Source organism: Streptomyces sp. R-07, from assembly GCF_049913175.1.
Taxonomy (GTDB): Bacteria; Actinomycetota; Actinomycetes; order Streptomycetales; family Streptomycetaceae; genus Streptomyces.
The window spans coordinates 3,672,458-3,694,402 of record NZ_CP183978.1; the positions used below are offsets into that span (position 1 = coordinate 3,672,458).

The following is a 21,945-nucleotide window of genomic DNA, read 5'->3' on the forward strand; positions in this document are numbered from 1 at the left end:
CTCGCTCTCCGTCAGTTGCAGGGACGGCCAGGGTAGTCGGCTCGGCCGACGACGCCCACCCGCTGAGGACCTGCCCCCGGAGGCCCGGCCTCAACCCGATGGGGGTTCAGCGGGCGCGGGCGTCCAGACGGTCCGCCCATTCCAGCGAGTGCGTGTTGTAGGCCCGTACGACCTCGACGGCCGACTCCGCGTCGCCGCGCGTGATCGCGTCCACCAGGTCCACGTGCCCGCTCCACAGCCAGCCGAGGACGTCCCGCTCGGAGCGCAGGTAGGGCACGGAGAAGACCCAGGCCTGGACGCGGAGCCGGTGCAGGAAGTCGGCGATGTAGTCGTTGGCGGAGACCAGGCGGCCCAGCTCGCGCCAGTAGCGGATGTCGTAGCCGATGAGGATGTCCAGGTCCCCGGCGCGGGCGGCGCGGGCGGCGGCCTCTCCCCGGCGGCGTATCGAGACGAGCGCGACCCCGACGCCGAGGTCGGGATCGGCGGCCGCGGACGGCGGCGGGGTGGTGGCGGGCGCGTGGCGGCGGAAGATGCCGTCGACGACGAGCATCCGGGCTTCGACCATGCCCCGGTAGTCGTCGACCGAGTACTGGTGGACGCGGAAGCCGCGGTGCTGGTCGGAGTCGAGGAGGCCCTGCGCGCAGAGGTCGACGAGGGCTTCGCGGACGGGCGTCGCGGAGACCCCGTACTGCTCGGCGATCTGCTTGACGGTGAACTCCTCGCCCGGCTGGAGACGGCCTGCGAGCACTTCGTCACGCAGCGCGTCCGCGATCTGCTGTCGCAAGGTGTTGCGCGTGACAGCTCCGCTCGCGGGCATGTGGTCGGTCCCCTCCGTCCGGTTCCGGACACCCTAGTCCAGACGGAGGGAACCTCCCGGGTACTGCGGTTACGCGGTGTGCTCGTCGGCCACCGAGAGGGCCGCGTCGAGGGCCGCCAGGCCCTCCTTGACCTCGGCCTCGGAGACGTTGCAGGCGGGAACGGCGTGGGTGCGGTTCATGTTCACGAAGGGCCACAGGCCCTGCTTCTTCGCCGCGGCGCCGAAGGCGGCCATCGGCGCGTTGGCCTCGCCGGCCGCGTTGTACGGGACGAGCGGTTCGCGGGTCTCGCGGTTCTTGACCAGGTCGAGCGCCCAGAAGACGCCCATGCCGCGGACCTCGCCGACGGACGGGTGTCGCTCGGCGAGCTCGCGCAGGCCGGGGCCGAGGACCTTCTCGCCGATGTGGGCGGCGTTCTCGACGACCTTCTCGTCCTCCATCACCTGGATGGTGGCGACGGCGGCGGCGCAGGCCAGCGGGTGACCGGAGTAGGTCAGGCCGCCGGGGTAGGGCCGCTTGTCGAAGGTGGCGGCGATCTCGGCGTTGATGGCGACGCCGCCGAGCGGCACGTAGCCGGAGTTCACGCCCTTGGCGAAGGTCATCAGGTCGGGCACGACGTCGAAGTGCTCGGCGGCGAACCACTTGCCGGTGCGGCCGAAGCCGGCCATGACCTCGTCGAGTACGAAGACGATGCCGTACTTGTCGCAGATCTCGCGGACGCCGGCGAGGTAGCCGGGCGGCGGGGTCATGATGCCGGCGGTGCCGGGCACGGTCTCCAGGATGATCGCGGCGATCGTCGCCGGACCCTCGAAGGCGATCGTGTCCTCCAGGTGCTGGAGGGCCCGCGCGCTCTCCTCCGCCTCGGTGGTGGCGTAGAAGGGCGAGCGGTAGAGGAACGGCGCCCAGAAGCGCACGACGCCCGCGGAGCCGTTGTCGGAGGCCCAGCGGCGCGGGTCGCCGGTCAGGTTGATCGCGGTGGAGGTGGCGCCGTGGTACGAGCGGTAGGCGGAGAGCACCTTCGTGCGGCCGGTGTGCAGCCGGGCCATGCGGACGGCGTTCTCGACGGCCTCGGCGCCGCCGTTGGTGAAGAAGATCTTGTCCAGGTCGCCCGGGGTGCGCTCGGCGATGAGGCGTGCGGCCTCGGAGCGGACGTCGATGGCGAAGGCGGGCGCGAAGGTGGTGAGCTTCCCGGCCTGCTCCTGGATCGCGGCGACGACCTTGGGGTGCTGGTAGCCGATGTTGGTGTAGACGAGGCCGCTGGTGAAGTCGAGGTAGCGGTTGCCGTCGTAGTCCCAGAAGTACGAACCCTCCGCGCCGGCGACGGCGAGCGGGTCGATCAGGCCCTGGGCGGACCAGGAGTGGAAGACGTGCGCGCGGTCGGCGGCCTTGACGGCCGCGCCGGCCTGCGGATCGGGTTCGACATGAGGGGTCATGGGTCCGAGGGTAAGGAACCGCAGGTGGGACGGGCCATGGCCATCTTGTCCACCGAGACCGCGGCGGACCCGACACGTTGCCGGTCGGGCGGCCGAGCCGCCTCGGCGGGGGCACGCCCCTACGCTGCCCGGCATGTACACGCCCGGCCGTAGTGCCGCCACCTCGCTCGCCGGCTGGGGGATGGTTCTCAGTGCCGGGGCGGCCGTACTCGTCTCCCTCGCGGGGGTCTCCCCGTACCCGCCGCTCACAGCGCCGCTGGCGCTCGCCGGGCTCGCCGTCCTGTTCGCCGCCGCCTGGGTCGTCGCCTCGTACCGGGCCGCCACCCGCTCCCGGGACCCGCTGGCCAAGCCGTACCGGGAGACCCGCCGGCCGAACCGTGTCCTGCGGTACGTGTTCGGGTTCGGCGTCTCCGTCGCCACCGCCGCCGCGCTCATGTCCGTCTTCACCATCAGCGGCGACTACGGCCGTGAGACCGCGCGCCTGGAGCGCGCCGGGTACGACCGGTACGAGGTCCCCGTGGTCCGTCTCGCGGGCCGTCCCGAGTTCCACGAGGGCGACGACGACCACGACCACGACCCGTACTACCTCACCGGCCTCGTCCTGCGGATCCCGTACGCGTCCGGGCCGCGCGAGGTCGCCGTCCGCGGCGTGTACACCCGCTTCAAGCCACCCGTGGCCGGCCGTACGCACGTGGAGGTGTACTTCGCGCCCCGCGACCCCGACGTGCCCGTCGTCGAGAACGGTTCACGCGACCACCCGTGGTACTTCCTCCTCCTGTTCGCCATCTGGGGCGGGCCGTGGACCTTGGTCTCGGGCGGAATCCTCTCGGGCTGCATGGACGCCGACGAGCCGCACCGGCTGCGCCGCTTCGAGCCCGAGGTCCACCTGCCCGCGCTCGGCATCCTCCTGGCAGGCCTGGTCCTGCTGCTGCCGGTGGCCCTGGAGTTCGAGGTGGCGGGCTTCAGCCGACTGCCCGCCCTCCTCGCCTGCCTGACCCCGCCCCTGGCCTTCGCCTGGCTGGTCAAGCGGGGCTGAACGGGTCGGGTCCCCGTAGGTGACCTGCCGGAGCAGGAAGAACGCCTCGGCAGCTCTCCGCCGTGCCCGGGCTCTGTGCTCTCGGTGTCCTCCCAGGGGTCCCCCGCCGGCCTCGGGGCTACCCGGCCGATCCAGGTCAGCGCTTGACCATCCGGTCGAGAACCTCGCCGATACGGGCCTTGAGCGCCTCGCGGTGGGGCAGGGGCACCGGGGCCGCGTCCGGGGCCGCCGGCCGTACTCCCCGGTCCGCCAGGACGTACAGCAGGCGGAGCGTGCGCAGGCAGTTGGAGAGGTGGGCGGGCACCGGCGTGACGAGCCTGTCCGTGCCGAACTCGGCGTCGACCGCGTCCAGCCAGCCGGTCGCGTCCCGCTCGCTCATGTCGGTCCGCGTGAGGACGCGTGCGATCGCCCGCGCGAGCCGGTCGTCCTCCAGTTGGTCCAGGACGTGGCCCGTCGGCGCCGTCAGCCGCGCCGCCGCGAGCTCCAGCATCCGCACGGGGTCCACCTCGGCGTGCCGCCCGAACCGGTCCAACAGGTCCGCGCCGTGCGCGACCGCGTGCAGCCAGCCGAGCTTCTCGTCGTACCCCCGCAGGTCCTCCTCGGCCGGGTACCAGCGCGCGAACGCCTCCACCCATTCCGCCCTGAACTCCCCCTTCGCCACCAGCATGTCGAGCACGAGCGGCGCGAAGGTCCGGGCCTGGATCTCCGGGTCCAGGAAGCGCGCGGCCATCTCGCCCCCGAGCGCCAGCCGCCGGGGCCCGTCGATCACCCCGCGTTCGATCCAGGTGTGGAGGACGGAGTACGCCGCCCCGTCGCGGACCAGCGGGTCGGGATCCGCGAGTGCGCGGGAGAGCTCGTCGACGAGTTCTCGCAGGTCACGGTCGGTGGGTACGGCGTAGTCGGCGGCTTCGATGCCGTTCCAGTCGGTCACGACGCGCACGATAATCAGACATCGCCGCTTCTTGCCGGGAATTAGGGCATCACCGCGTACGGGTCGGCGAACAGCTCCGTGACGGCGCTCCTCAGGAGCAGTGGGTGCACGAAACGGTCCGAGGACGTCGGCGGGCAGCGCCACGCCAGGGGCCAGGTCCGGCCGGTCAGAGCCGGGACGGGTACGTAACTGACATGGGCCGGACCCGCGTTGAACCGGGTCACTCCACGCGGCCAGGACTTGTGCGCCGTGGTGCCGGGCGGCACGAGGAAATACACCCCTCGCCGGCCGTTCGCCTCGATGACCACCGGCCCCGGGTCTCCGCCGGTGAGCGCCTCCATCCAGTCGGCGAGTCGGCGCCCCTCGTCGCCGTCCACCCGAACGGCGTCGAATTGTACGCCCGCCTTACGGAGTTGGAATCCGGAAACAGGAATCCAATCCGCCTTCACTTCCCGATTCTCTTCGTTCACGAGACCATGTTCCCGCGTCGACGCTAGCGTTTTCCACGACTGCGGCGGGCGCGTCGGTGACCCCTTGACCTGCGCCAACACGCCTCGTGTGCAGTCGAATTCGGCGGGGAGCAGTTGAGACCGGTTGAGATCGGTTGAGTCCGAATGGGGAGCATGAATGGCACGAGCGGAAAACAAGGAAACGGTCGGCCCTGCGGCCAGGATGGCGGCGGCGGTCGCAAAGCGATTGCGCCAGAAGAAGGGCTGGACGCAGGAACAGCTGGGCGCGCAGATGGGCTTCACCGGCGCGGCGATCAGCGCGATGGAACGGCTCATTCACCCGGTGAGCGACGAGATGCTCGTCCAGCTCGAACGCGTCCTGGGCGGCGGCACGGGCATCTTCGAGGAGATGCGGGAGCTCGTACGCCTGGAGAAGCTGCCGGAGCAGTTCCGGGGGTACGCGCCGATCGAGCAGAAGGCGGTGGCGCTGTGCCTGTACGCGAACCACGTCGTGCACGGGCTCTTCCAGACGGAGTCGTACGCGCGGGCGTTGATCGCGGGCGGTTATCCGAAGCCGACGCCGGAACGGGCCGAGGAGCTGGTCGTCGGACGGATGGCCCGGAAGGAGCTCTTCGACCGGAAGCAGGTGTGCGAGATCGAGCTCATCCTCGACGAGTCGGTACTGAAGCGTCCGTTCGGGGGCGAGGAGATCATGCGAGAGCAGCTCGCGCACCTGGCGGAGTGTGCCCGGAGGAGCAACGTGAACCTTCAGGTGCTGCCGCTGGATGCGGGGTTGGGGGGCGAGTACGTGGCCGACCGAGGCAACCTGACGGTTATCGAGACCCCGGCCCACGACCACGTGACCTACCTGGAGATCCAGGGGGAGAGTCTGCTGATCACCGACCGGGCGAAGGTCAGTACCCACCGGCAGCGATATGCGAAGATCCGGGCACAGGCCCTGGATCCGCGCAGGTCGCTGGGCGTCATCGAGGAGTTGGCGGGAGCACGGAGATGAACGAGACCCTGCACTGGTTCAAGTCCAGCTACAGCGACAGCGGCGGCGGGGAGTGCGTCGAGGTCGCCGCCTGCGCCCACGCCGTCCACCTCCGGGACTCCAAGGTGCAGGACGGCCCCACGTTCGCCGTGGAACCGTCCTCCTGGAGCGCCTTCCTCACCTGGCAGGGCTGACCGCTAGCAGTACAGGTTCGCCCCCGCGGGGACGCCCAGGATCTGGGTGAACTGCTGGTACGTGGTGACCCGGCTCTGGACCTGGGCCGGGTTGCCGCCGTTGCACTCCAGGCTGCCGTTGATGGAGCGGATGGTCTCGCCGAAGCCCGCGCCGTTGACCATGGCGTTGTGGGCGGTCATCGTGCCGGGGCCGTTCTGGGTGTTCCAGTACCAGAGGCCGGTCTGCATGGCGACGGCCGGATCCTGCTCGACCCGCCAGGGGTTGTTGAGCAGGTCGATGCCCAGGGCGTCACCGGCGGCCTTGTAGTTGAAGTTCCAGGAGAGCTGGATGGGGCCACGACCGTAGTAGGCGGCCTGGCCGGCGGGGCAGCCGTAGGGCTGGCTCGTGTCGCAGTAGTGCGGGTAGTTGGCGGTGTTCTGCTCGACGATGTAGTAGAGGCCGCCCGTCTCGTGGGAGACGTTGGCGAGGAAAGCCGCCGCCTCCTGCTTCTTCACCGTGTCGCTGCCGGTGGTGGCGAAGCCGGGGTAGGAGGCGAGGGCGGCGGTGAGGCCGGCGTACGTGTAGAAGGGGTTCCGGTTCGGGAACATCTGGTTGAACTGGGCCTCGGAGACGACGAATCCGGAGGGGTTCGGGTCCGTGCCGCCCCCGCCGGTGCCGCAGACGCCCTCGTCGCGCCAGACGTCGGAGGAGCCGGGGCGCTCGTTCTGGGTCCACCACTTGGCGTACCAGTTGTGGCCGTTGTACGAGGCGGTCATGCCGCCGGTGTAGACGCTGCCCGAGTTCCAGGCGCCGACGCAGGCGGGGGCGGCTCCGGCCGGGGCGGCGGGGAGGAGTACGGCGAGACCGACGGCCGTACAGAGCGCGGCCATCAGGGTGGCCAACTTACGCAGCATGCGTGCTTCCTTCCGGGTGGGGTCCGGGTGGGAAGCCACAGCGAAACGCGATTGGTCTGAACCTGTCAAGGTCTAGACCAGAAGTCGTGTCACGGCGTGGTCGGCACCGTGCGGGACGCGTCGTGCCGTGCGCCGGCGACGATCAGGGAGACGTTCTGCCCGCCGAAGCCGAAGGAGTTGCTGAGCACGGCTTCCTGGGGGACGTCCCGTCGCTCCGCGACGACATCGAGGTCGATGTCGGGAGCGACGCCGGCCTCGGTGAGGTTGCGGGTCGGCGGGATGACGCCGTACTTCACGCTGAGGACGGCGATGAGCGCCTCGATCGCCCCGGCGGCGCCGAAGAGATGACCGAGCGCCGCCTTGGGGGCCGTCACGGTGGCCCGGCCGAAGACCTCCCCGATCGCGCGCGCCTCGGCGACGTCGCCGACGGGAGTTCCGGTGGCATGGGCGTTGATGTGGCCGATCTGCCCGGGCGCCAGGCCGGCTTGCGCGAGGGCCTTCCGCATGGCCGAGATCTGCCCGGAGCCGTCGGGAGCGGGCGCCGTGATGTGGTGAGCGTCGGCGGCGATGCCGGCGCCCGCGAGCACCGCGTGGACGCGGGCGCCTCGGGCGGCGGCGTGTGCGGCGCTTTCGAGCACGACGACGGCCGCGCCTTCGCCGAGGACGAATCCACTGCGGTCCGCGGCGAACGGCCGGGAGGCCGAGGCGGGTTCGCCGGTGTGTCGCGACAGCGCCTGTGCCTGGACGAAGCCGGCGACGGTGATCGGGGTGATCGCGGCATCGGTTCCCCCCGCGATGACCACGTCCGCCTCGCCGGCACGGATGAGCCTGGCCCCGAGGGCAATCGCCTCGGCGCCGGAGGAGCACGCCGAGACCGGCGTGTAGACCCCGGCCCGTGCGCCGTACTCGATGCTGATCAGCGCTGCCGCCGCGTTGGGCATGAGCATCGGGACCGTGCGGGGCGAGACGCGCCGCGCCCCGGACGCCTCCAGTACGTCGTCCTCCTTCAGCAGCGTCCGTACGCCTCCGATGCCCGTGCCGATCGCCGACGCAAGCCGGTCCGGGTCCACCCGCGGGGCACCGGCGTCGGCCCAGGCTTCGGCCGCCGCGGCGAGGGCTGCCTGCTGTGAGCGGTCGAGCCGCCTGGCCTGCGCCGGCGGCAGCGATCCGGCGGGGTCGACCGCCATCGTTCCCGCGACGGTACCGGGAAGGCCGACGTCCTCGTGGCCGGGCAGGACGCCGTCGCGGATGCCGGACTCGCCGGCGAGCAGGGCGTCCCAGGTGGACTCCACGTCTCCACCGAGGGGCGTGATCGCGCCGAGTCCGGTCACGACGACTTCAGTCCGGTGCATGCCCTGGGACCTTTCTTGTATGCGATACAAACGAACGAGCCTTGTTGTATCACATACAATTCGGGTGTGGAGAAGAAGCGAACCGAAGCGCGACCGGCATCGACTCGATCAACGTCGGCGCGGTCGACGTCCGCTCGGTCGCGTGACCGCGGTCGTGCGACGAGGCGCCGGCTCATCGAGGCGACCGCTCAGCTCTGCAAGGAGCGGCCCGGCGCCGAGGTGAGCGTCGCGGAGATCGCGAACGCGGCCGGCGTCTTCCCCAATCAGGTGACCTACTACTTCGGCTCCAAGGACTCGCTGCTCGTGCACGCCGCCTTCCTCGGACTGCTGCACGACGCCCGGCGGATCGAGCGCATCGGCCTCCAGGCCCCTGACGCGGCGGCGTTTCGGCGCAACGTCGCCCGGGCCGTCCTGGCGATGCCCTCGCTGCCCCCGGTCGCGCGGGCACTCGCCGCCGCGATCTCCAAGCCCGAACTCGCCCCCGTGGTCGACCGGCACCTCCAGTTGCTGTTCCGGCAGTCCGAGCGCTTCGTGGGCCGGCTCGTCGACAGCCGCGGCTGGAGGACGCGCCGACCGCTCGGCGTGGAGGCCAGGACGTTCTGGAGCACGGCGCTCGGCGCGGTGCTGCTCGTCCGCGCCGGGGCACAGGGCACGGTCGCCGAACTCGACCTCGCCGGAGCACTGACCCTCCACGACGAACCCGAGCGCTAGCGATCTGTCAGACGGGCCCCAAGGCCCGTCCGGCGGGGCCGGCCGCTACGCGGCCAGCTGCACGACCAGTTCCTTCGCCAGGGACTCCGCCGCCGCGAGCGACTCCGTACGGGACACCTCGTGCAGCGGGATGAGGCCGGCCATCGCCGGGACGAACGGGGCGAGGGTCAGCTCGGGGACGATGAAGCTGACGTCCAGGCCGAAGCCCTTGCCGAGGGCCATCCGCAGGTAGTTCTCGACGTAGTCGTTGCCGTGCATCGGCGTGCCCTCGCGGTACGAGCCGCCGCGGCTGGCGACGACGACGGCCCGCTTGCCGGCGAGCGAGGGGTTCTCGGTCACCGAGGTGCGGCCCACGAGGAAGACGTGGTCGATCCACGCCTTCAGCGTGGAGGGGATCGTGTAGTTGTACATCGGCGCGCCGAGCAGGATCACGTCCGCCTGCTCGGCCTCCTCGATCAGCTTCCCGCGCAGGGCGAACGCGGCCCGCTCCTCCGGCGACCGGTCGGCCGGGGCGGTGCCGCCGGCGTAGTAGGCGGCGGCGTCCAGATGCGGGATCGGTTCCGTCGCGAGGTCGCGGTAGATCACCGTCCCCTCGGGGTGCTCCGCCTCCCAGGCCTTGCGGAAGGCGGCGGTGACGGCGCGGGAGTGGGACTTCTCGCCGTCGAAGGACGTGTCGATGTGCAGCAGCGTGGCCATGGGGATCGTCTCCTGGGTCTCACAGTTCGCGTTCTTGGCTGGCAAGAGAGATCCTGTTTCCTCAACCAAAGTTGAGGTCCAGCGGACGCGTCTGTGACCTGGATCACGACCCCCATGGGGCCCGCGGGATCCCCATGGATCCCGCGCGGTTCAGATCATCAGGATGATGCGGCCCGGCCTGTGCCCCGCCTCCGCCCTGCGGTGCGCCTCCGCGACCTCCTCCAACGGCATCACGTCGGCCACCCGGGTGATCAGCTCCCGGTCCGCCACCTTCCGCAGGCTCTCCGCGAGCCGGTCCGCGTCCGGCACGGCCCGGACGGCCTCGACGCGGATGCCCCGCTCGGCCGTCGGAACCCGGTCGGGGGCGAGCGCGGCGAAGGCGCCGCCCTCCTTGAGCACCGGGAGGAGCGCGCCACCGACGAGCGCGCCGTCGAAGACCGCGTCCACCCCGTCCGGGTCGCCCGCGAGCACCTTCGCGACCACGTCCTCCGGGAGGCCGCGCGTGACGACGTGGTCCGCGCCGATGACCCGCAGTTCGGGCTCGTCACCCTCATAGGCGACGGCCACCACGCGCAGTCCGGCGGCATGGGCGTACTGGACAGCCAGGCGGCCCACCACCGCGCTCGCACCGGTCACGAGCAGCGCGGCTCCCGCCGGGAGATCGAGCCGTTCGAGGCCCTGCTGAGCGGTGGCCGAGGCCAGGGGGAGAGACGCGGCCACGGTGAAGTCCACGTCGTCCGGGATCGGGGCCAGCCACTCCGGGGCGGCCCAGATGACCTCGGCGTACGTGCCGTCACCGGTCAGCATCTCGAACCAGGGCACGAAGCCGGCCACACGGGCGCCGGGCGGCATGCCGGGCACGGGGTCGAGCAGCCTGCCCGCGAAGTCCGTCCCCAGGACGAACGGGGGCCTGAGGTCGCCGACCGCATCGGCGTACCGGCCCGCGCGGATCCGCAGATCCGCCTGGTTCACCCCGGCCGCCTTCAGGCGCACCCGTACCTTCCCCGGCACGGCCCCGGCCTCCGGCTCCGGCCGGCGGGCCATTCTGAGGACCTCGGGTCCGCCGTAGGCGGTCACTTCGACGACACGCATGGGGTACTCCTCAGACGGAAGGCCCCCTCGTGGCCATTACACCCACGCTCCACACCCCCCAGCAACCTCTGTCCGTCCACCTGAGTAGTCGTTTCCGACCGAGTGGCCGTTCTCCGGACAGTCGTTTCTGAACGAACGGCGAAGTCCACGTGGCGGCCCGCTACGTCGCCCGCACCCTCGCACAGGCGTCCGTACCGTCCCGGCCATGGAGTGGATGACCGCTGAGAACGTCATCGCCGTGGGGACGGCCCTCGTCGGTGTCCTGGTCACGCTCGCCGTCGTCTGGATCGACCGGTTCTCGCCGCAGCGCAAGCGGCTCGGCTTCCGCGTCCAGCTCAACACCCCGCTCCACCGCGAGGAGAACCAGGACAGCGAGGTCATGACCGTGCGGGAGGGCCAGGTGGTGGGCATGGCCCCGCCCGCCAACGGCTCCACCCTCGTCCTCCTCCGCATCGAGAACGACCGGGAGCTCGACATCGGCTCCGAGGACTACGGCGCCTCCACCGATCCCCACGGGCTGAAGATCACCTTCGGCACCCGGACCGTGCAGGGCGTCGTCGCCACCGTCCCGGCCGGCTGGGTCTCCATCCGGGACGACCTGGAGCGCGACCCCAAACTGGGCCGCCACGAGAGCGCGGTCCTCGTCCCCAAGGTGGCCCTGGAGCGCGGGCAGTACTTCAAGCTGCTCGTCCAGCTCTCCGGCGGCATCGCCGACCGCGACGTCAAGATCGGCGGCAGCCTCCAGGGCGGCTCCATCCGGCGCAACCGGAGCACCACCCCCGACGAGAAACCGGCCAGGTTCAGCCCGACCGCCCGGACCGTCACCGTCGTCCTCACCGCCTGCGTCGTCGCCCTGGCCGCGGTCATCGTCCGCGACCAGGACCCGCCGCCCATCGGCTGCGCCCGGGGCGCCCTCACCGTCACCGGCTCGACGGCCTTCGCCCCCGCCCTGCGGGAGGCGGCGAAGCAGTACGAGGAGGACTGCGAGGGCTCGACGGTGACCGTGGACGTGCACGGCTCCACCGCCGGGATCCGGGAGCTCGCCGAGGCCGGGGTGAAAGCGGGGGCGAAGGCGGGGGCGAACGGCGCGAAGGGCGCGCCCGCCGTCATCGCGCTCTCCGACGGGCACAAGCCGGGCGGCTTCCCGGAGCTCCGCGAGAACATGCTCGCCGTCTCCCTCTTCACCCTCGTCCTCCACGACGGGATCCCCGTCGACGACCTCACCCTCGACCAGGTCCGGCGGATCTACCGCGGCGAGATCACCAACTGGAAGCAGATCGTCCCCAGCGTCGACCAGCCCGTACTCCTCGTCAGCCGGGACGCCAACTCCGGGACCCGGCAGGTCTTCCAGCGCCGCGTCCTCGGCCGCAACGAGCCGGCCAACTCCTCCCAGGACTGCCTGACGCTCGACGACCCCACGTCGAAGGTGATCCGCTGCGAACTCGACTCCACCGAACAGGTCCTGACCACCGTCGCCAAACTCCCCGGCGCCGTCGGCTACTCCGAACTCCGCGCGACCGACGGGCGGACGGGCCTGCACCGGGTGGCCGTCGACGGACGGCGGCCCGTCGTCGAGGAGCTGGGCGGGTCCGGCTATCCGTACCGCGAGATCGAGTACGCCTACACCTGGGGCCTGCCGCCGGCCGACTCCCTGACCTCCAGCTTCCTCACGTACCTCCGGTCGGGCCGCGGCCAGGACGTCATCAGCGCCCACGGCCACCTGCCCTGCGCGACCCCGAAGGGGCTGCCGGTCTGCGGGAAGGGTTGATCCGCCTCCCGGGACGGCCGATCTTCCCGTCTGGCATGCTCTGGCGACGTGGAGTCATTGAACGCGGAAGATCCGGTCAGCGTCGGCCCGTTCCGTCTGATCGGCCGCCTCGGGGTCGGTGGGATGGGCCGGGTGTTCCTGGCGCGTTCGGCCGGCGGGCGGACCGTCGCGGTCAAGGTGGTGCACGCCGAACTGGCCGCCCAGGACGAGTTCCGGCGCCGGTTCGCCCGCGAGGTCGCCGCCCTCGAACGGGTCGGCGGCACCGGCACCGCGCCCGTCCTCGGCTCGGACACCACCGCCGACTCGCCGTGGGTCGCCATCGGATACGTACCGGGGCCTTCGCTGCGGACCGTGGTGGGCGACGAGTTCGGACCGCTGCCGCCCACGACCGTACGGGCCCTGGCCTCCGGGCTCGCCCGCGCCCTCGACCACATCCACACCGCCGGGCTCGTCCACCGCGACCTCAAGCCGTCCAACGTCCTGCTGACCGTCGACGGGCCCCGCATCATCGACTTCGGCATCGCCCGCGCCGTCGACGCGGTCGCCGACGGCGGCAACCTCACCACCACCGGGGCCGTCGTCGGCTCCCCCGGCTTCATGTCGCCCGAGCAGGTGCGCGGCGACCACGTCACGCCCGCGTCGGACATCTTCTGCCTCGGCTCCGTCCTCGTGTACGCGGCGACCGGCCGCGCACCCTTCGGCACGGCGGACAGCGGCGTCCACGCCACCATGTTCCGCATCGCCCACGACGAGCCCGACCTGACGGACCTCCCGCCCGAGCTCTCCGGACTCATCCGGGCCTGCCTCGCGAAGGACCCGGCGGCCCGGCCCAGCGCCACCGAGATCGTCGACACCCTCCCGGTCGCGGAACCCTGGCTCCCGGCGGACGTCCTGGCGCGGCTCGGACGGCACGCGGCGCGGCTCCTCGAGGCGGAGGGGAGCAGCACGCCGGAGTACGGGACTCCCCCGCCGCCTACGGGGGCGGCCGGTACGGCACCCGCAGCCGCCGCGCCGCGGCGCCGGGGCCGTACCGCGCTGCTCGCCGCCGTCACGGCGCTCGTGTTGGTGGCGGCTGCCGGCGCCGCGTACACGTACTGGCCCAGAAGCGGCGGGGCCACCGGCGACGGCCACAAGAACGGCACCGTCAACACCACCCGCCCCGCCGCCGGGATCGTCCCCGCCGCCTTCCTCGGCGCCTGGGAAGGCGTCCTCAAGGGCAAGCCGGACGCCCCCTACGAGACCAGCCGGATCGAGATCAGCCAGGGCCCGGCGGGCGCCAAGGCCGCGGTCTACACCCACGTCACCGGGGAACAGCTCTGCATCGGCCGGGCCACCCTGATCTCCGCCACCGACAGCGAACTCGTCCTCGGCGAGGCCGAGATCACCGAGAGCGTGCCGGCCCAGCGCTGCACCCCGGCCGCCCGCCAGACCCTCACCCTGCGCTCGACCGACGTCGTCGAATGGGGCTCCGGCGTCGCCAAGAGCACCTTCCAGCGGGTCAAGGCCGGCAGGGACGTCATCCCCGCCGCGTATGTCGGCACCTGGAAGCAGGCGCCGGACACCGTGACCCAGCCCGACCCCGACCGCTGGACCTACGAGGTCACCATCACCCAGGGCCCGGTCGGCGCACCGCTCGTGCGCTTCGAGCAGTCGTACCCGCGCATGGACGACCAGGGGAACCAGCTCTCCGGCGACATCCGCTGCGCGACCACCGCCGTCGTCGGCGGCGCGGGCTCCCTGCTCGTCATCGGCCCGGAGACCCGCGACCCGGACACCTGGGACCCGGACTGCGCCGAGAACGGCTCCAGCAACCTCCGGATCGTCCAGGACCAGGGCAAGGAACGGCTCCAGGTGTACGGGATGTCCGCGGACGGCGAACCGGCGGAGTTCGTACGGGACTAGGGCCTGCCCGGCCTGCCCGGCCTGCCCGGCCTGCCCGGCCTGTCCGACCCTGATCCGTCGGACGGGCTCTAATCGCCGGTCGTGCCGTCGAGCATCTCGCGCAGGATGTCCAGGTGGCCGTTGTGGCGGGCCGTCTCCTCGGTGAGGTGGAGGAGGATCCAGCGCAGGTCGACGTGAAGGCCGCCGCGGACGGCTCGCGCCGCCTTGTCGTCCAGGCTCCTGCCGGCGACCAGTTCGCGGTAGCGGGCGCTCTGTGCGGCGTACTCGTCGAGCAGCTGCGGGAGCGGGAAGTCGACGGCGATCCGCATCTCGCGGTCGGGGTCCTCCTCGGTCCAGGGACCCTGGTCCTCCTCGCCGAGGAAGACCACCTGGAACCAGTAGTACTCGACCCAGCGGAGGTGGTTGACCAGTCCGCTCAGGGTCATCAGGGGCGAGCCGGGCAGGAGCGCCTTGCGGGCGTTCGCCGCGGAGACGCCCTCGCACTTGGCGCGGACGGTGTCGCGCGCGTAGTCGAGGAACGTGGTGAGCTGGGTGCGGTCGTCCCATGCGGGCGGCGTGTCATCGATTCTGGTCATCGCGCGAAGCGTCCCCGATCACGGCGACGACTGTCGAGGCATTTACCACCGCCCCCGTTGTGGGCATACGTTCCTCCCCCAGACTTCGTCCGGGGGGACCCCCAGGGCGGAACGGGTGGGCACAACGGACGGCGCCCTTGCCGGCGCCAGAGGCTTCCGCGCCCGGACCCGCACCACGTCGTGCGGCTCCCCGGGGGTGCGGGTCAAGGAACAAGGGGCGGAGGCGCCGCCAAGGGCGCCGTCCCGTGTGCCCACCCGTCCCGCCCTGCGGGACGGGTGGGCACACGGGAGTGGGCGGCGCACCGCCCGGCCGGCGCGGGCGCGCGGAGCCCGCGGCGCGGGTTCGGGTGGTGGCCGGGCGGCGTGGCGTGCGTTCGCCGGTGGGGCTAGTGGGCGAGGAGTTCCAGGGCGGCTCGGACGGAGTCCAGGAGCGGCTGGCCGATCGCGCCGACGGTCGCGGCGATCGCCGCCAGCGCCATCAGCGAGCGCCGCCGGGCAACCGGCTCGGCGGACGGGCCGTCGGCGAGGACGGGCAGCGCGTCGTCGATGGAGGCGCGGTCCTCCTCCGGCACCTCGCCGCGCAGCGCCTTCGCCAGCTCCACGACGGCCCGCAGCGTCTCGTCCAGGTTCGCCTGCGGGGCGTGGTGGTTGTGGACGATTCCGGTGTGGCCCTGGCCGCCGTGGATGTTGACCGCGTCGCCGTAGTAGTGGTGGTTTCCGCTCGTCACTTGGACACTCCCGTGTGGCCGTCGCCGCCGTAGATGTTCACGGCGTCGCCGAAGTAGTAGTTGCTGGGGTTGCTGATCGTGAGCGCCCCCACCGAGACCGTGAGTTCCGCGTCCGGTTCGTCGATCGCGGACGCGATCCGTACGACGAGTTCGTTCAGGTACCGGCGTTCCCCGGAGACCATGGCGGTCGACCGGCCGTTCGTCTCGATGGCCAGCACGTCGTGCGAGGAAGCGGTGACGACGGTCAGCATGTCGACCAGGGCCCAGATCAGGGCGCCGAGGACGCCGAGGAAGGACGTCTGCAGCAGGAAGCCGACGAAGGCGGACGGTTCCTGGCCCGAGCTGAACCCGTTGGCGAGGAACGCGAAGAGGCCGATCCCGAGCGCCACGAGCAGCGTGAGCACGACTCGTTTCACGAACACGCGGACGGCCTCGGCCTTACGGGGCCGGAGCACGAACGTGTAGACGCGGACGATGTTCTCCAGCGGATAGGCCGCCCCGCTCACCCAGAGCAGCCGCTTGCTGATGACCAGCGGAAGAGACGTCGGCGCGACGATTCCGGAACGCGGCGGGTGGGACGGCGGCGGTGGCGGTGTGGTCGGCGGGCCTGGTGTTCCCATGCCTCTCCCTGTGCGGTGACGGGCTGAAGTGGAGCCTCATTAAGCGCTCCACGCCCCGTCGGCACAAGGCGAGTTCAGGCCTCCTGCGGTACGACTTCGGCCGCCGCGCGGGCGTAGTCGTGGACCAGGGGGTGGGGGTCGGCGGCGCGCCAGGCGAGGGCGAAGCGGCTGGGGGTGACGCCGCGGACGGGGCGGATGACGACGCCGCCGCGGGTGAGGAGCGGCGCGTTCCCGGCGGCGACCAGGCAGATGCCGAGGCCGCCGACCAGCGCCTCGTACGTCTCGTCCGCGCTGGCGATCTCGGCGCCGACGACCGGCGGGCGGCCGCCGCGGGCGTCCACGGCCAGCCAGTGGTCGCGGAGTTCGGGGCCGGTGTCGGGGAGGGCGAGGAAGGGCTCGTCGAGGAGCTGGGCGAAGTCCAGGCTGTCGCGGGCGGCCAGCGGGTGGGTGTCCGGGAGGGCCACGAGCCGGGGCTCGGTGGCCACGACGACCCAGCGGAAGCGATCCGCCCCCGCCAACGGCAGCCACACGAACGCCACATCGCTGGTGCCGTCCGCCAGGCCCGCCGTCGGGTCCTCCCAGCCCACCTGGCGCAGTTTGAGCCGCGCCTCGGGGTGCGCCTCCGTGAACCGGGACCGGATCGCGGGCAGCAGCCCGCCACGGCCGGGGCTCGTGCTCATCCCGACGACCAGGGTGCCGTCGGCCGCCGCCCGGGCCCGCCGCACCGCCTCCCGGCCCTCCTCCCACGCGCCGAGCACGGCCCGCGCGTGCGGCAGCAGGGCCGTACCGACGGAGGTGAGGGCCACGCCCTGCCGGTCCCGGTCGAAGAGGGGCGCGCCGAGCTGCCGCTCCAGGGCCCGGATCTGCTTGCTGAGCGCGGGCTGCGAGACGTACAGCCGCTCGGCCGCCCGCGTGAAGTGGAGCTCCTCGGCGACCGCGAGGAAGTACCGCAGATCCCGCCCGTGCACATCCATGCCCAACGGTTATCACGGCGGATCTTGGACGGACAACGCCCTTCTGCCACAAGCTTGTTGCACCACCACACCACAGGGGGATACGCACATGAGCAAGGTCTGGCTGATCACCGGGGCCAACAGCGGATTCGGGCGCGCCTTCGCCGAGGCCGCGATCGCCGCCGGCGACGTCGTCGTCGCCGCGGCCCGCCGCACCGAGACCCTCGACGACCTGGTCGCCGCCCATCCCGACCAGGTCGACCCGGTCGCCCTGGACGTCACCGACACGGCGGCGGTCGACCGCGTGGTCGCCGCGCTCGTCGAGCGCCACGGCCGCGTCGACGTCCTCGTCAACAACGCGGGCCGCACCCACGTCGGCTCGGTCGAGGAGACCGCCGACGAGGAGCTGCGCTCCCTCTTCGACGTCCACGTCTTCGGCCCCGCGGCCCTCACCCGCGCCGTCCTGCCCCACATGCGGGCCCGCCGCTCCGGCGCGATCGTGCAGCTCAGCAGCGTCGGCGGCCAGATGTCGATGGCCGGCTTCGGGGCCTACAGCGCGACGAAGTTCGCCCTGGAGGGCATGTCGGAGGCACTCGCCGCCGAGGTCGGACCGCTCGGCATCAAGGTCCTCATCGTCGAGCCCGGCGCCTTCCGCACCAGCCTCTTCGGCAACCACAGCCTGAGCGGCGAGGGCATCGCCGACTACGCGGACACGGTGGGCGCCACGCGCGCCTACGTCCAGACCGGCGGCGGCACCCAGGCCGGCGACCCGGCGAAGGCCGCGGCGGCGGTCCTCACGGCCCTGAACGCCGACGAGACCCCCCTCCGCCTCGCCCTCGGCGACGACTCGATCGACACGATCCTGGCCCACCTGGACCAGGTCCGGGGCGACCTCACGACCTGGGAGAAGACCGGCCGCGACACCAAGCTCGACGCCTGACGGACACGAGAAGGGCCCGCACCCGGCGAACCGGGGTGCGGGCCCTTCCTCGTACCGCTTCCTACAGGTCCTACAGGTCCTACAGGAAGGAGTTGATCTCGATCGTCTCCGTGCGGCCGGGGCCGACGCCGATCGCGGAGATCGGGGCGCCCGACATCTCCTCCAGCGCCTTCACGTACGCCTGCGCGTTCTTCGGGAGGTCCGCGAAGGTCTTCGCCTTCGTGATGTCCTCCGACCAGCCCGGCAGCATCTCGTAGATCGGCTTCGCGTGGTGGAAGTCGGTCTGCGAGTACGGCAGCTCCTCGACGCGCTTGCCGTCGATCTCGTACGCGACGCAGACCGGGATCTGCTCCCAGCCCGTCAGCACGTCGAGCTTGGTGAGGAAGAAGTCCGTCAGGCCGTTGACCCGGGTCGCGTAGCGCGCGATGACCGCGTCGAACCAGCCGCAGCGGCGGTCACGGCCGGTGGTGACACCGCGCTCGCCGCCGATGCGCCGCAGCGCTTCGCCGTCCGCGTCGAAGAGCTCCGTCGGGAACGGGCCCGCGCCGACACGGGTCGTGTAGGCCTTGAGGATGCCGATGACCCGGGAGATCTTCGTCGGGCCCACGCCCGCACCCGTGCAGGCGCCGCCCGCGGTCGGGTTCGAGGAGGTGACGAAGGGGTACGTGCCGTGGTCGACGTCGAGGAGCGTGCCCTGGCCGCCCTCGAAGAGGACGACCTTGTCCTCGTCGAGCGCGTTGTTGAGGATCAGGGTGGTGTCCGCGACGAACGGCTTGATCTGCTCCGCGTACTGGAGCATCTCCTCGACGATCTGCGCGGCGTCGATCGCGCGGCGGTTGTACAGCTTGGCGAGCAGCTGGTTCTTGCCCTCCAGCGCCGCCTCGACCTTCTGGATGAGGATCGACTCGTCGTACAGGTCCTGGACCCGGATGCCGACGCGGTTGATCTTGTCGGCGTAGGTCGGGCCGATGCCGCGACCCGTGGTGCCGATCTTGCGCTTGCCGAGGAACCGTTCCGTCACCTTGTCGAGGGTGACGTTGTACGGGGTGATCAGGTGGGCATTGCCGCTGATCAGGAGCTTCGACGTGTCCACGCCGCGCTCGTTCAGCCCGCTCAGCTCGGAGAGCAGGACCGCCGGGTCGACGACGACACCGTTTCCGATCACCGGGGTGCACCCCGGGGAGAGGATTCCGGAAGGGAGGAGGTGGAGCGCATACTTCTGGTCGCCCACGACGACCGTGTGGCCGGCATTGTTGCCGCCCTGGTAACGCACCACGTAGTCCACGGATCCACCGAGGAGGTCGGTGGCCTTTCCCTTGCCCTCGTCACCCCACTGAGCACCGAGCAGCACAAGTGCGGGCACAGGCGTACACCCCTTCCGGGTGGGGCATGTCCAAGGTCAGGGGGCGTACGCCGCCTCACCGGTGTGCCCCGGAATAGACGAAGCCCCTGGCGCAATAGCGCAAGGGGCTCTTGCACAAAGATGCTACCCGAGGAAGGACCGAGGTGTCGGATCACGACCAGCTGCTGGTCATCGTCGACCCGGTCGCCCGCCGAAGTGACGGCGAGTCCGTACGGATCGCGAAGGATGTGCTGTCCGCGGGCGCGGAGGCGAAGATCTGCCTGCCGGACGGCCCCGAAGAATTCTCCCGGGCCCTGGCCCGGCGCGGCTCCCGGCGCCCCGTCGTCCTCGGCGACGACCGCGCGCTGCTCCGCACGGTGGCCCTGCTGCACCGCGAGCGGGAGCTCGCCGACGGGGCCCTCGCACTCGTCCCGATCGGCGCCCCGGACGCCCTGGAAGTGGCCCACGCGCTCGGCGTGCCGCACTCCACACCCGCCGCGGCCCGGGCGGTCCTCCACGGGGCCGTACGCCGCCTCGACCTGCTCGTCGACGACAGCGACGGCGTCGTCCTCGGCGACCTCCTGGTGCCGGGCCTGCCCGCCCTCGCCCCCGCCGCCCCCTCCGTCTGGGGCACCTGCCGCTCCCTCGTCCGCACCCTGGTCCGCCCGGCCCCCGCCGCGCCCGCCTCACGGCTGCGGGTGGAGGCGGACGGGGTGCTGCTCGCCGACGTCGACACGCCGGTGGAGGGGCTGACCGTCCGCGCGGTCGCCGGTACGGCCGAGGTGACCGTCCACCCCTGGGCCGCCGCACCCCGCCACGCGACCGCCCACACCCTCACCGTCTCGGGCCCCGACTTCCGCTACCGCGCGGACGGCCGCCTCACGGGCCCGGTACGCCGCCGCACCTGGACGGTCAGGGCGGGGGCGTGGGGGCTGACGCTGCCCCGGGACTGAGGCCTTTCCCGGCTTTTCTCGGCTTTTCCCGGTTTTCCCGGCCTTTCCCGACGGGACTGGTGCGGGGTGCGGCAGCCGTCTACCGTCACGGGCGGGGCAGGTGGGATTCGTGACGGGGGATGTGTGATGGCACGTGCGCTGGATCTGCCGGAGACGGCGGTGGCGCTGGGGCGGTACGGGCGAAGAGCGGTCCGCGTGATGGCGGCCGCGGGGGTGCTGTTCGCCCTCGCCGGCGGGGTCGCGCTGGTGTGGCCCGAGGAGACGTGGACGGACGATCTGACCGGCGCGTTCTCCGTCATCGCCGTGCTGACGCTCGGCGCCGGTCTCGGCTCCCGGATCCTCGCCTGGCGGATGCGGCGCGCGCTCGGCTCCGGGGCCTGGTCGGCGCACCCGGCGGTGTCGGTGCGGAGCATGCGGACCGAGGCCGTCGTGCTGCGCTCCCCGGCCGGGGAGGAGCTGTGGCCGCTGGAGGTGATCGCGATGCGCCAGCGGTACGAGCCGGTGCGCCCGGGCGCCGACGGGGTGATGTGGTGGTGCGGGGACCCGGCCAGGGGCGGGGTGCTCGCGCCGCCGGGCGGCGGGGTACTGATCTGGGCCAGGCCGGTACGGCAGCGGCGCGCGCGTCAGCGGATCGTGGGACTGACCGGAGGGACGGGGATCCTGGGCCGGGCGACGCCTGCCCAGCCGCAGGGGCCGGTGCCGGTGCCGGTGCAGGTGCCGACCTCGAAGCCGAACCCGGTCCCGACCCCGGTCCCGACCCCGGTCCAGCGGGCCGAGGCCGACGCCTCCGGCGCCCCCACGTACGCCCGGCTCGCCGACCACGCCGTACGGCAGGCCGTGCCGCACACGCGGTCCCGGCGCCCGGAGGCGGACGTCGCCGAGGTGCCGTGGTGGCGGGTGCGGAGCCTGCGGCGGACCGCCGGGATCGGCCAGGTCATCGGGGCACTGGTCCTCTGCGCGGCCGCGGGCGCGGCGGCGCTCGTCCGGCCGGCCGGCGGCAGCCTGATGAAGCTGTACCTCGTCGCGATCGTGGCCCTCGCGGCGCTCGCCTACTCCGGCTACCGGATGCTGACCGCCGGCCTCCCCGCCGTCCGGATGATGACGCGGGCCGCGCGCTCCCCCGTACCCGTCCCCCGGCGGTACGTGCTGCTCCACGACCCGCAGGGCGGTCATCCCGTCCTCGTCCTCTTCCCCGCGCACGGCGGGGACGACGACCTGCCCGTGGGGTCCCTCGCGCTGCTGACGCCCGGCACACCGAAACAGCCGTGGCTCGGGCTGCCGGCCCAGCCCACCGGGACCGTCGAGCTGCGCGGCTGGCGCGACCACTCCGCCGGCGGTCTGCCGGTCGTCGTGCCGCGCTTCAAGGGGCTCGGGCTGTGGCCGGCGGAGCCGTACCGTCCGGCGGGTGAGGCGGACACCGCCGCGCTGCTCGCCCGACTCGCCCCGCCCATGGCCTCACAGGTGTCTCAGAGCTCTCAGGCATCGCAGGGCTCTCAGGGCTCTCAGGGCTAGCCTCCCGGGCGCCTCAGACCTCGCAGGCCTCCCCGGCCCGTCAGATCCCTGAGGT

The 21,945-nt window shown here is 72.2% G+C and carries 22 protein-coding genes; 9 read left to right on the plus strand and 13 right to left on the minus strand.

Features of this window, described 5'->3' with window-relative positions; genetic code table 11:
• Window positions 1-106: 106 nt before the first annotated feature.
• On the minus strand, window positions 107-817 hold the full coding sequence (locus ACN9M0_RS16625; RefSeq protein ID WP_366036950.1) for a GntR family transcriptional regulator: 711 nt from the start codon (window positions 815-817) through the stop codon (window positions 107-109).
• 69 nt (window positions 818-886) lie between these two features.
• Window positions 887-2,248 (minus strand): aspartate aminotransferase family protein, encoded by a 1,362-nt coding sequence (locus ACN9M0_RS16630; RefSeq protein ID WP_366036951.1) that lies wholly within the window; start codon window positions 2,246-2,248, stop codon window positions 887-889.
• A 133-nt stretch (window positions 2,249-2,381) separates the two neighbouring features.
• On the opposite strand from ACN9M0_RS16630, the gene ACN9M0_RS16635 reads away from it, so the two are divergent.
• Entirely contained in the window at window positions 2,382-3,284 is a 903-nt protein-coding gene (locus ACN9M0_RS16635) for a hypothetical protein (protein WP_366036952.1), read from the plus strand.
• Between the two features lie 136 nt (window positions 3,285-3,420).
• Here the strand turns inward: ACN9M0_RS16635 and ACN9M0_RS16640 are convergent, their stop codons facing one another.
• Both ACN9M0_RS16640 and ACN9M0_RS16645 read right to left on the minus strand, forming a co-directional pair.
• On the minus strand, window positions 3,421-4,215 hold the full coding sequence (locus ACN9M0_RS16640; RefSeq protein WP_366036953.1) for a DUF2785 domain-containing protein: 795 nt from the start codon (window positions 4,213-4,215) through the stop codon (window positions 3,421-3,423).
• 41 nt (window positions 4,216-4,256) lie between these two features.
• Window positions 4,257-4,664: a hypothetical protein gene (locus tag ACN9M0_RS16645; protein WP_366036991.1), complete on the minus strand. Its 408-nt coding sequence runs from the start codon at window positions 4,662-4,664 to the stop codon at window positions 4,257-4,259.
• Window positions 4,665-4,842: 178 nt separating this feature from the next.
• Here ACN9M0_RS16645 and ACN9M0_RS16650 point away from each other — a divergent pair, with 178 nt between their 5' ends.
• Both ACN9M0_RS16650 and ACN9M0_RS16655 read left to right on the plus strand, forming a co-directional pair.
• Complete coding sequence (locus ACN9M0_RS16650) at window positions 4,843-5,679, plus strand: helix-turn-helix domain-containing protein (protein ID WP_426403827.1); 837 nt, start codon at window positions 4,843-4,845, stop codon at window positions 5,677-5,679.
• Entirely contained in the window at window positions 5,676-5,852 is a 177-nt protein-coding gene (locus tag ACN9M0_RS16655; protein WP_426403828.1) for a DUF397 domain-containing protein, read from the plus strand. The genes ACN9M0_RS16650 and ACN9M0_RS16655 overlap by 4 nt, the downstream gene beginning before the upstream one ends.
• Before the next feature lie 3 nt (window positions 5,853-5,855).
• On the opposite strand, the gene ACN9M0_RS16660 is transcribed toward ACN9M0_RS16655, so the two are convergent.
• Both ACN9M0_RS16660 and ACN9M0_RS16665 read right to left on the minus strand, forming a co-directional pair.
• Window positions 5,856-6,746, minus strand: coding sequence for a glycoside hydrolase family 19 protein (locus ACN9M0_RS16660; RefSeq protein WP_366036956.1), 891 nt, complete (start codon window positions 6,744-6,746; stop codon window positions 5,856-5,858).
• 89 nt (window positions 6,747-6,835) lie between these two features.
• Window positions 6,836-8,098, minus strand: coding sequence for a beta-ketoacyl-[acyl-carrier-protein] synthase family protein (locus tag ACN9M0_RS16665; protein WP_399699318.1), 1,263 nt, complete (start codon window positions 8,096-8,098; stop codon window positions 6,836-6,838).
• A gap of 66 nt (window positions 8,099-8,164) precedes the next feature.
• Between ACN9M0_RS16665 and ACN9M0_RS16670 the strand changes: the two genes are divergently transcribed.
• Window positions 8,165-8,809 carry a TetR/AcrR family transcriptional regulator C-terminal domain-containing protein gene (locus tag ACN9M0_RS16670; RefSeq protein WP_366036958.1) on the plus strand — a complete coding sequence of 215 codons (645 nt, stop codon included), beginning with the start codon at window positions 8,165-8,167 and terminating at the stop codon, window positions 8,807-8,809.
• 45 nt (window positions 8,810-8,854) lie between these two features.
• Here ACN9M0_RS16670 and ACN9M0_RS16675 read toward each other — a convergent pair whose 3' ends face one another.
• Both ACN9M0_RS16675 and ACN9M0_RS16680 read right to left on the minus strand, forming a co-directional pair.
• A complete protein-coding gene (locus ACN9M0_RS16675; protein ID WP_426403829.1) occupies window positions 8,855-9,505 on the minus strand; it encodes an FMN-dependent NADH-azoreductase in 651 nt (216 codons plus the stop codon).
• Between the two features lie 150 nt (window positions 9,506-9,655).
• On the minus strand, window positions 9,656-10,597 hold the full coding sequence (locus ACN9M0_RS16680) for an NADP-dependent oxidoreductase (protein ID WP_366036959.1): 942 nt from the start codon (window positions 10,595-10,597) through the stop codon (window positions 9,656-9,658).
• A 205-nt stretch (window positions 10,598-10,802) separates the two neighbouring features.
• Here ACN9M0_RS16680 and ACN9M0_RS16685 point away from each other — a divergent pair, with 205 nt between their 5' ends.
• Window positions 10,803-12,365, plus strand: coding sequence for a substrate-binding domain-containing protein (locus ACN9M0_RS16685; protein WP_366036960.1), 1,563 nt, complete (start codon window positions 10,803-10,805; stop codon window positions 12,363-12,365).
• A 48-nt stretch (window positions 12,366-12,413) separates the two neighbouring features.
• Window positions 12,414-14,267 carry a serine/threonine-protein kinase gene (locus ACN9M0_RS16690; protein WP_399699313.1) on the plus strand — a complete coding sequence of 618 codons (1,854 nt, stop codon included), beginning with the start codon at window positions 12,414-12,416 and terminating at the stop codon, window positions 14,265-14,267.
• Window positions 14,268-14,335: 68 nt separating this feature from the next.
• Here the strand turns inward: ACN9M0_RS16690 and ACN9M0_RS16695 are convergent, their stop codons facing one another.
• The 4 genes from ACN9M0_RS16695 to ACN9M0_RS16710 form a co-directional block, all read right to left on the minus strand.
• Window positions 14,336-14,842, minus strand: coding sequence for a DinB family protein (locus ACN9M0_RS16695; protein WP_366036962.1), 507 nt, complete (start codon window positions 14,840-14,842; stop codon window positions 14,336-14,338).
• Between the two features lie 386 nt (window positions 14,843-15,228).
• The gene (locus ACN9M0_RS16700; RefSeq protein WP_366036963.1) at window positions 15,229-15,570 is read right to left on the minus strand and encodes a hypothetical protein; all 342 of its coding nucleotides are present in this window, start codon (window positions 15,568-15,570) and stop codon (window positions 15,229-15,231) included.
• Window positions 15,567-16,190, minus strand: coding sequence for a DUF6232 family protein (locus tag ACN9M0_RS16705; protein ID WP_366036964.1), 624 nt, complete (start codon window positions 16,188-16,190; stop codon window positions 15,567-15,569). The genes ACN9M0_RS16700 and ACN9M0_RS16705 overlap by 4 nt, the downstream gene beginning before the upstream one ends.
• Window positions 16,191-16,264: 74 nt before the next feature.
• Window positions 16,265-17,164: a LysR family transcriptional regulator gene (locus ACN9M0_RS16710; RefSeq protein ID WP_399699310.1), complete on the minus strand. Its 900-nt coding sequence runs from the start codon at window positions 17,162-17,164 to the stop codon at window positions 16,265-16,267.
• Between the two features lie 88 nt (window positions 17,165-17,252).
• Here ACN9M0_RS16710 and ACN9M0_RS16715 point away from each other — a divergent pair, with 88 nt between their 5' ends.
• Window positions 17,253-18,083 (plus strand): oxidoreductase, encoded by an 831-nt coding sequence (locus tag ACN9M0_RS16715; RefSeq protein ID WP_366036966.1) that lies wholly within the window; start codon window positions 17,253-17,255, stop codon window positions 18,081-18,083.
• Window positions 18,084-18,162: 79 nt separating this feature from the next.
• On the opposite strand, the gene ACN9M0_RS16720 is transcribed toward ACN9M0_RS16715, so the two are convergent.
• Entirely contained in the window at window positions 18,163-19,446 is a 1,284-nt protein-coding gene (locus ACN9M0_RS16720; protein WP_189832055.1) for an adenylosuccinate synthase, read from the minus strand.
• 143 nt (window positions 19,447-19,589) lie between these two features.
• On the opposite strand from ACN9M0_RS16720, the gene ACN9M0_RS16725 reads away from it, so the two are divergent.
• Both ACN9M0_RS16725 and ACN9M0_RS16730 read left to right on the plus strand, forming a co-directional pair.
• Entirely contained in the window at window positions 19,590-20,378 is a 789-nt protein-coding gene (locus ACN9M0_RS16725; RefSeq protein ID WP_366036967.1) for a diacylglycerol kinase, read from the plus strand.
• A 126-nt stretch (window positions 20,379-20,504) separates the two neighbouring features.
• Complete coding sequence (locus ACN9M0_RS16730; RefSeq protein WP_426403830.1) at window positions 20,505-21,890, plus strand: DUF308 domain-containing protein; 1,386 nt, start codon at window positions 20,505-20,507, stop codon at window positions 21,888-21,890.
• The last annotated feature ends 55 nt before the right edge of the window (window positions 21,891-21,945 follow it).

Bases quoted from the DNA above. Each gene is read 5' to 3' on its own strand.
- ACN9M0_RS16675 (WP_426403829.1), bottom strand. From the start codon at position 9,505: ATGGCCACGCTGCTGCACATCGACACGTCCTTCGACGGCGAGAAGTCC.
- ACN9M0_RS16685 (WP_366036960.1), top strand. From the start codon at position 10,803: ATGGAGTGGATGACCGCTGAGAACGTCATCGCCGTGGGGACGGCCCTC.
- ACN9M0_RS16715 (WP_366036966.1), top strand. From the start codon at position 17,253: ATGAGCAAGGTCTGGCTGATCACCGGGGCCAACAGCGGATTCGGGCGC.
- ACN9M0_RS16660 (WP_366036956.1), bottom strand. From the start codon at position 6,746: ATGCTGCGTAAGTTGGCCACCCTGATGGCCGCGCTCTGTACGGCCGTC.
- ACN9M0_RS16730 (WP_426403830.1), top strand. From the start codon at position 20,505: ATGGCACGTGCGCTGGATCTGCCGGAGACGGCGGTGGCGCTGGGGCGG.
- ACN9M0_RS16655 (WP_426403828.1), top strand. From the start codon at position 5,676: ATGAACGAGACCCTGCACTGGTTCAAGTCCAGCTACAGCGACAGCGGC.
- ACN9M0_RS16710 (WP_399699310.1), bottom strand. From the start codon at position 17,164: ATGGATGTGCACGGGCGGGATCTGCGGTACTTCCTCGCGGTCGCCGAG.
- ACN9M0_RS16680 (WP_366036959.1), bottom strand. From the start codon at position 10,597: ATGCGTGTCGTCGAAGTGACCGCCTACGGCGGACCCGAGGTCCTCAGA.
- ACN9M0_RS16705 (WP_366036964.1), bottom strand. From the start codon at position 16,190: ATGGGAACACCAGGCCCGCCGACCACACCGCCACCGCCGCCGTCCCAC.
- ACN9M0_RS16625 (WP_366036950.1), bottom strand. From the start codon at position 817: ATGCCCGCGAGCGGAGCTGTCACGCGCAACACCTTGCGACAGCAGATC.
- ACN9M0_RS16665 (WP_399699318.1), bottom strand. From the start codon at position 8,098: ATGCACCGGACTGAAGTCGTCGTGACCGGACTCGGCGCGATCACGCCC.
- ACN9M0_RS16650 (WP_426403827.1), top strand. From the start codon at position 4,843: ATGGCACGAGCGGAAAACAAGGAAACGGTCGGCCCTGCGGCCAGGATG.
- ACN9M0_RS16695 (WP_366036962.1), bottom strand. From the start codon at position 14,842: ATGACCAGAATCGATGACACGCCGCCCGCATGGGACGACCGCACCCAG.
- ACN9M0_RS16635 (WP_366036952.1), top strand. From the start codon at position 2,382: ATGTACACGCCCGGCCGTAGTGCCGCCACCTCGCTCGCCGGCTGGGGG.
- ACN9M0_RS16630 (WP_366036951.1), bottom strand. From the start codon at position 2,248: ATGACCCCTCATGTCGAACCCGATCCGCAGGCCGGCGCGGCCGTCAAG.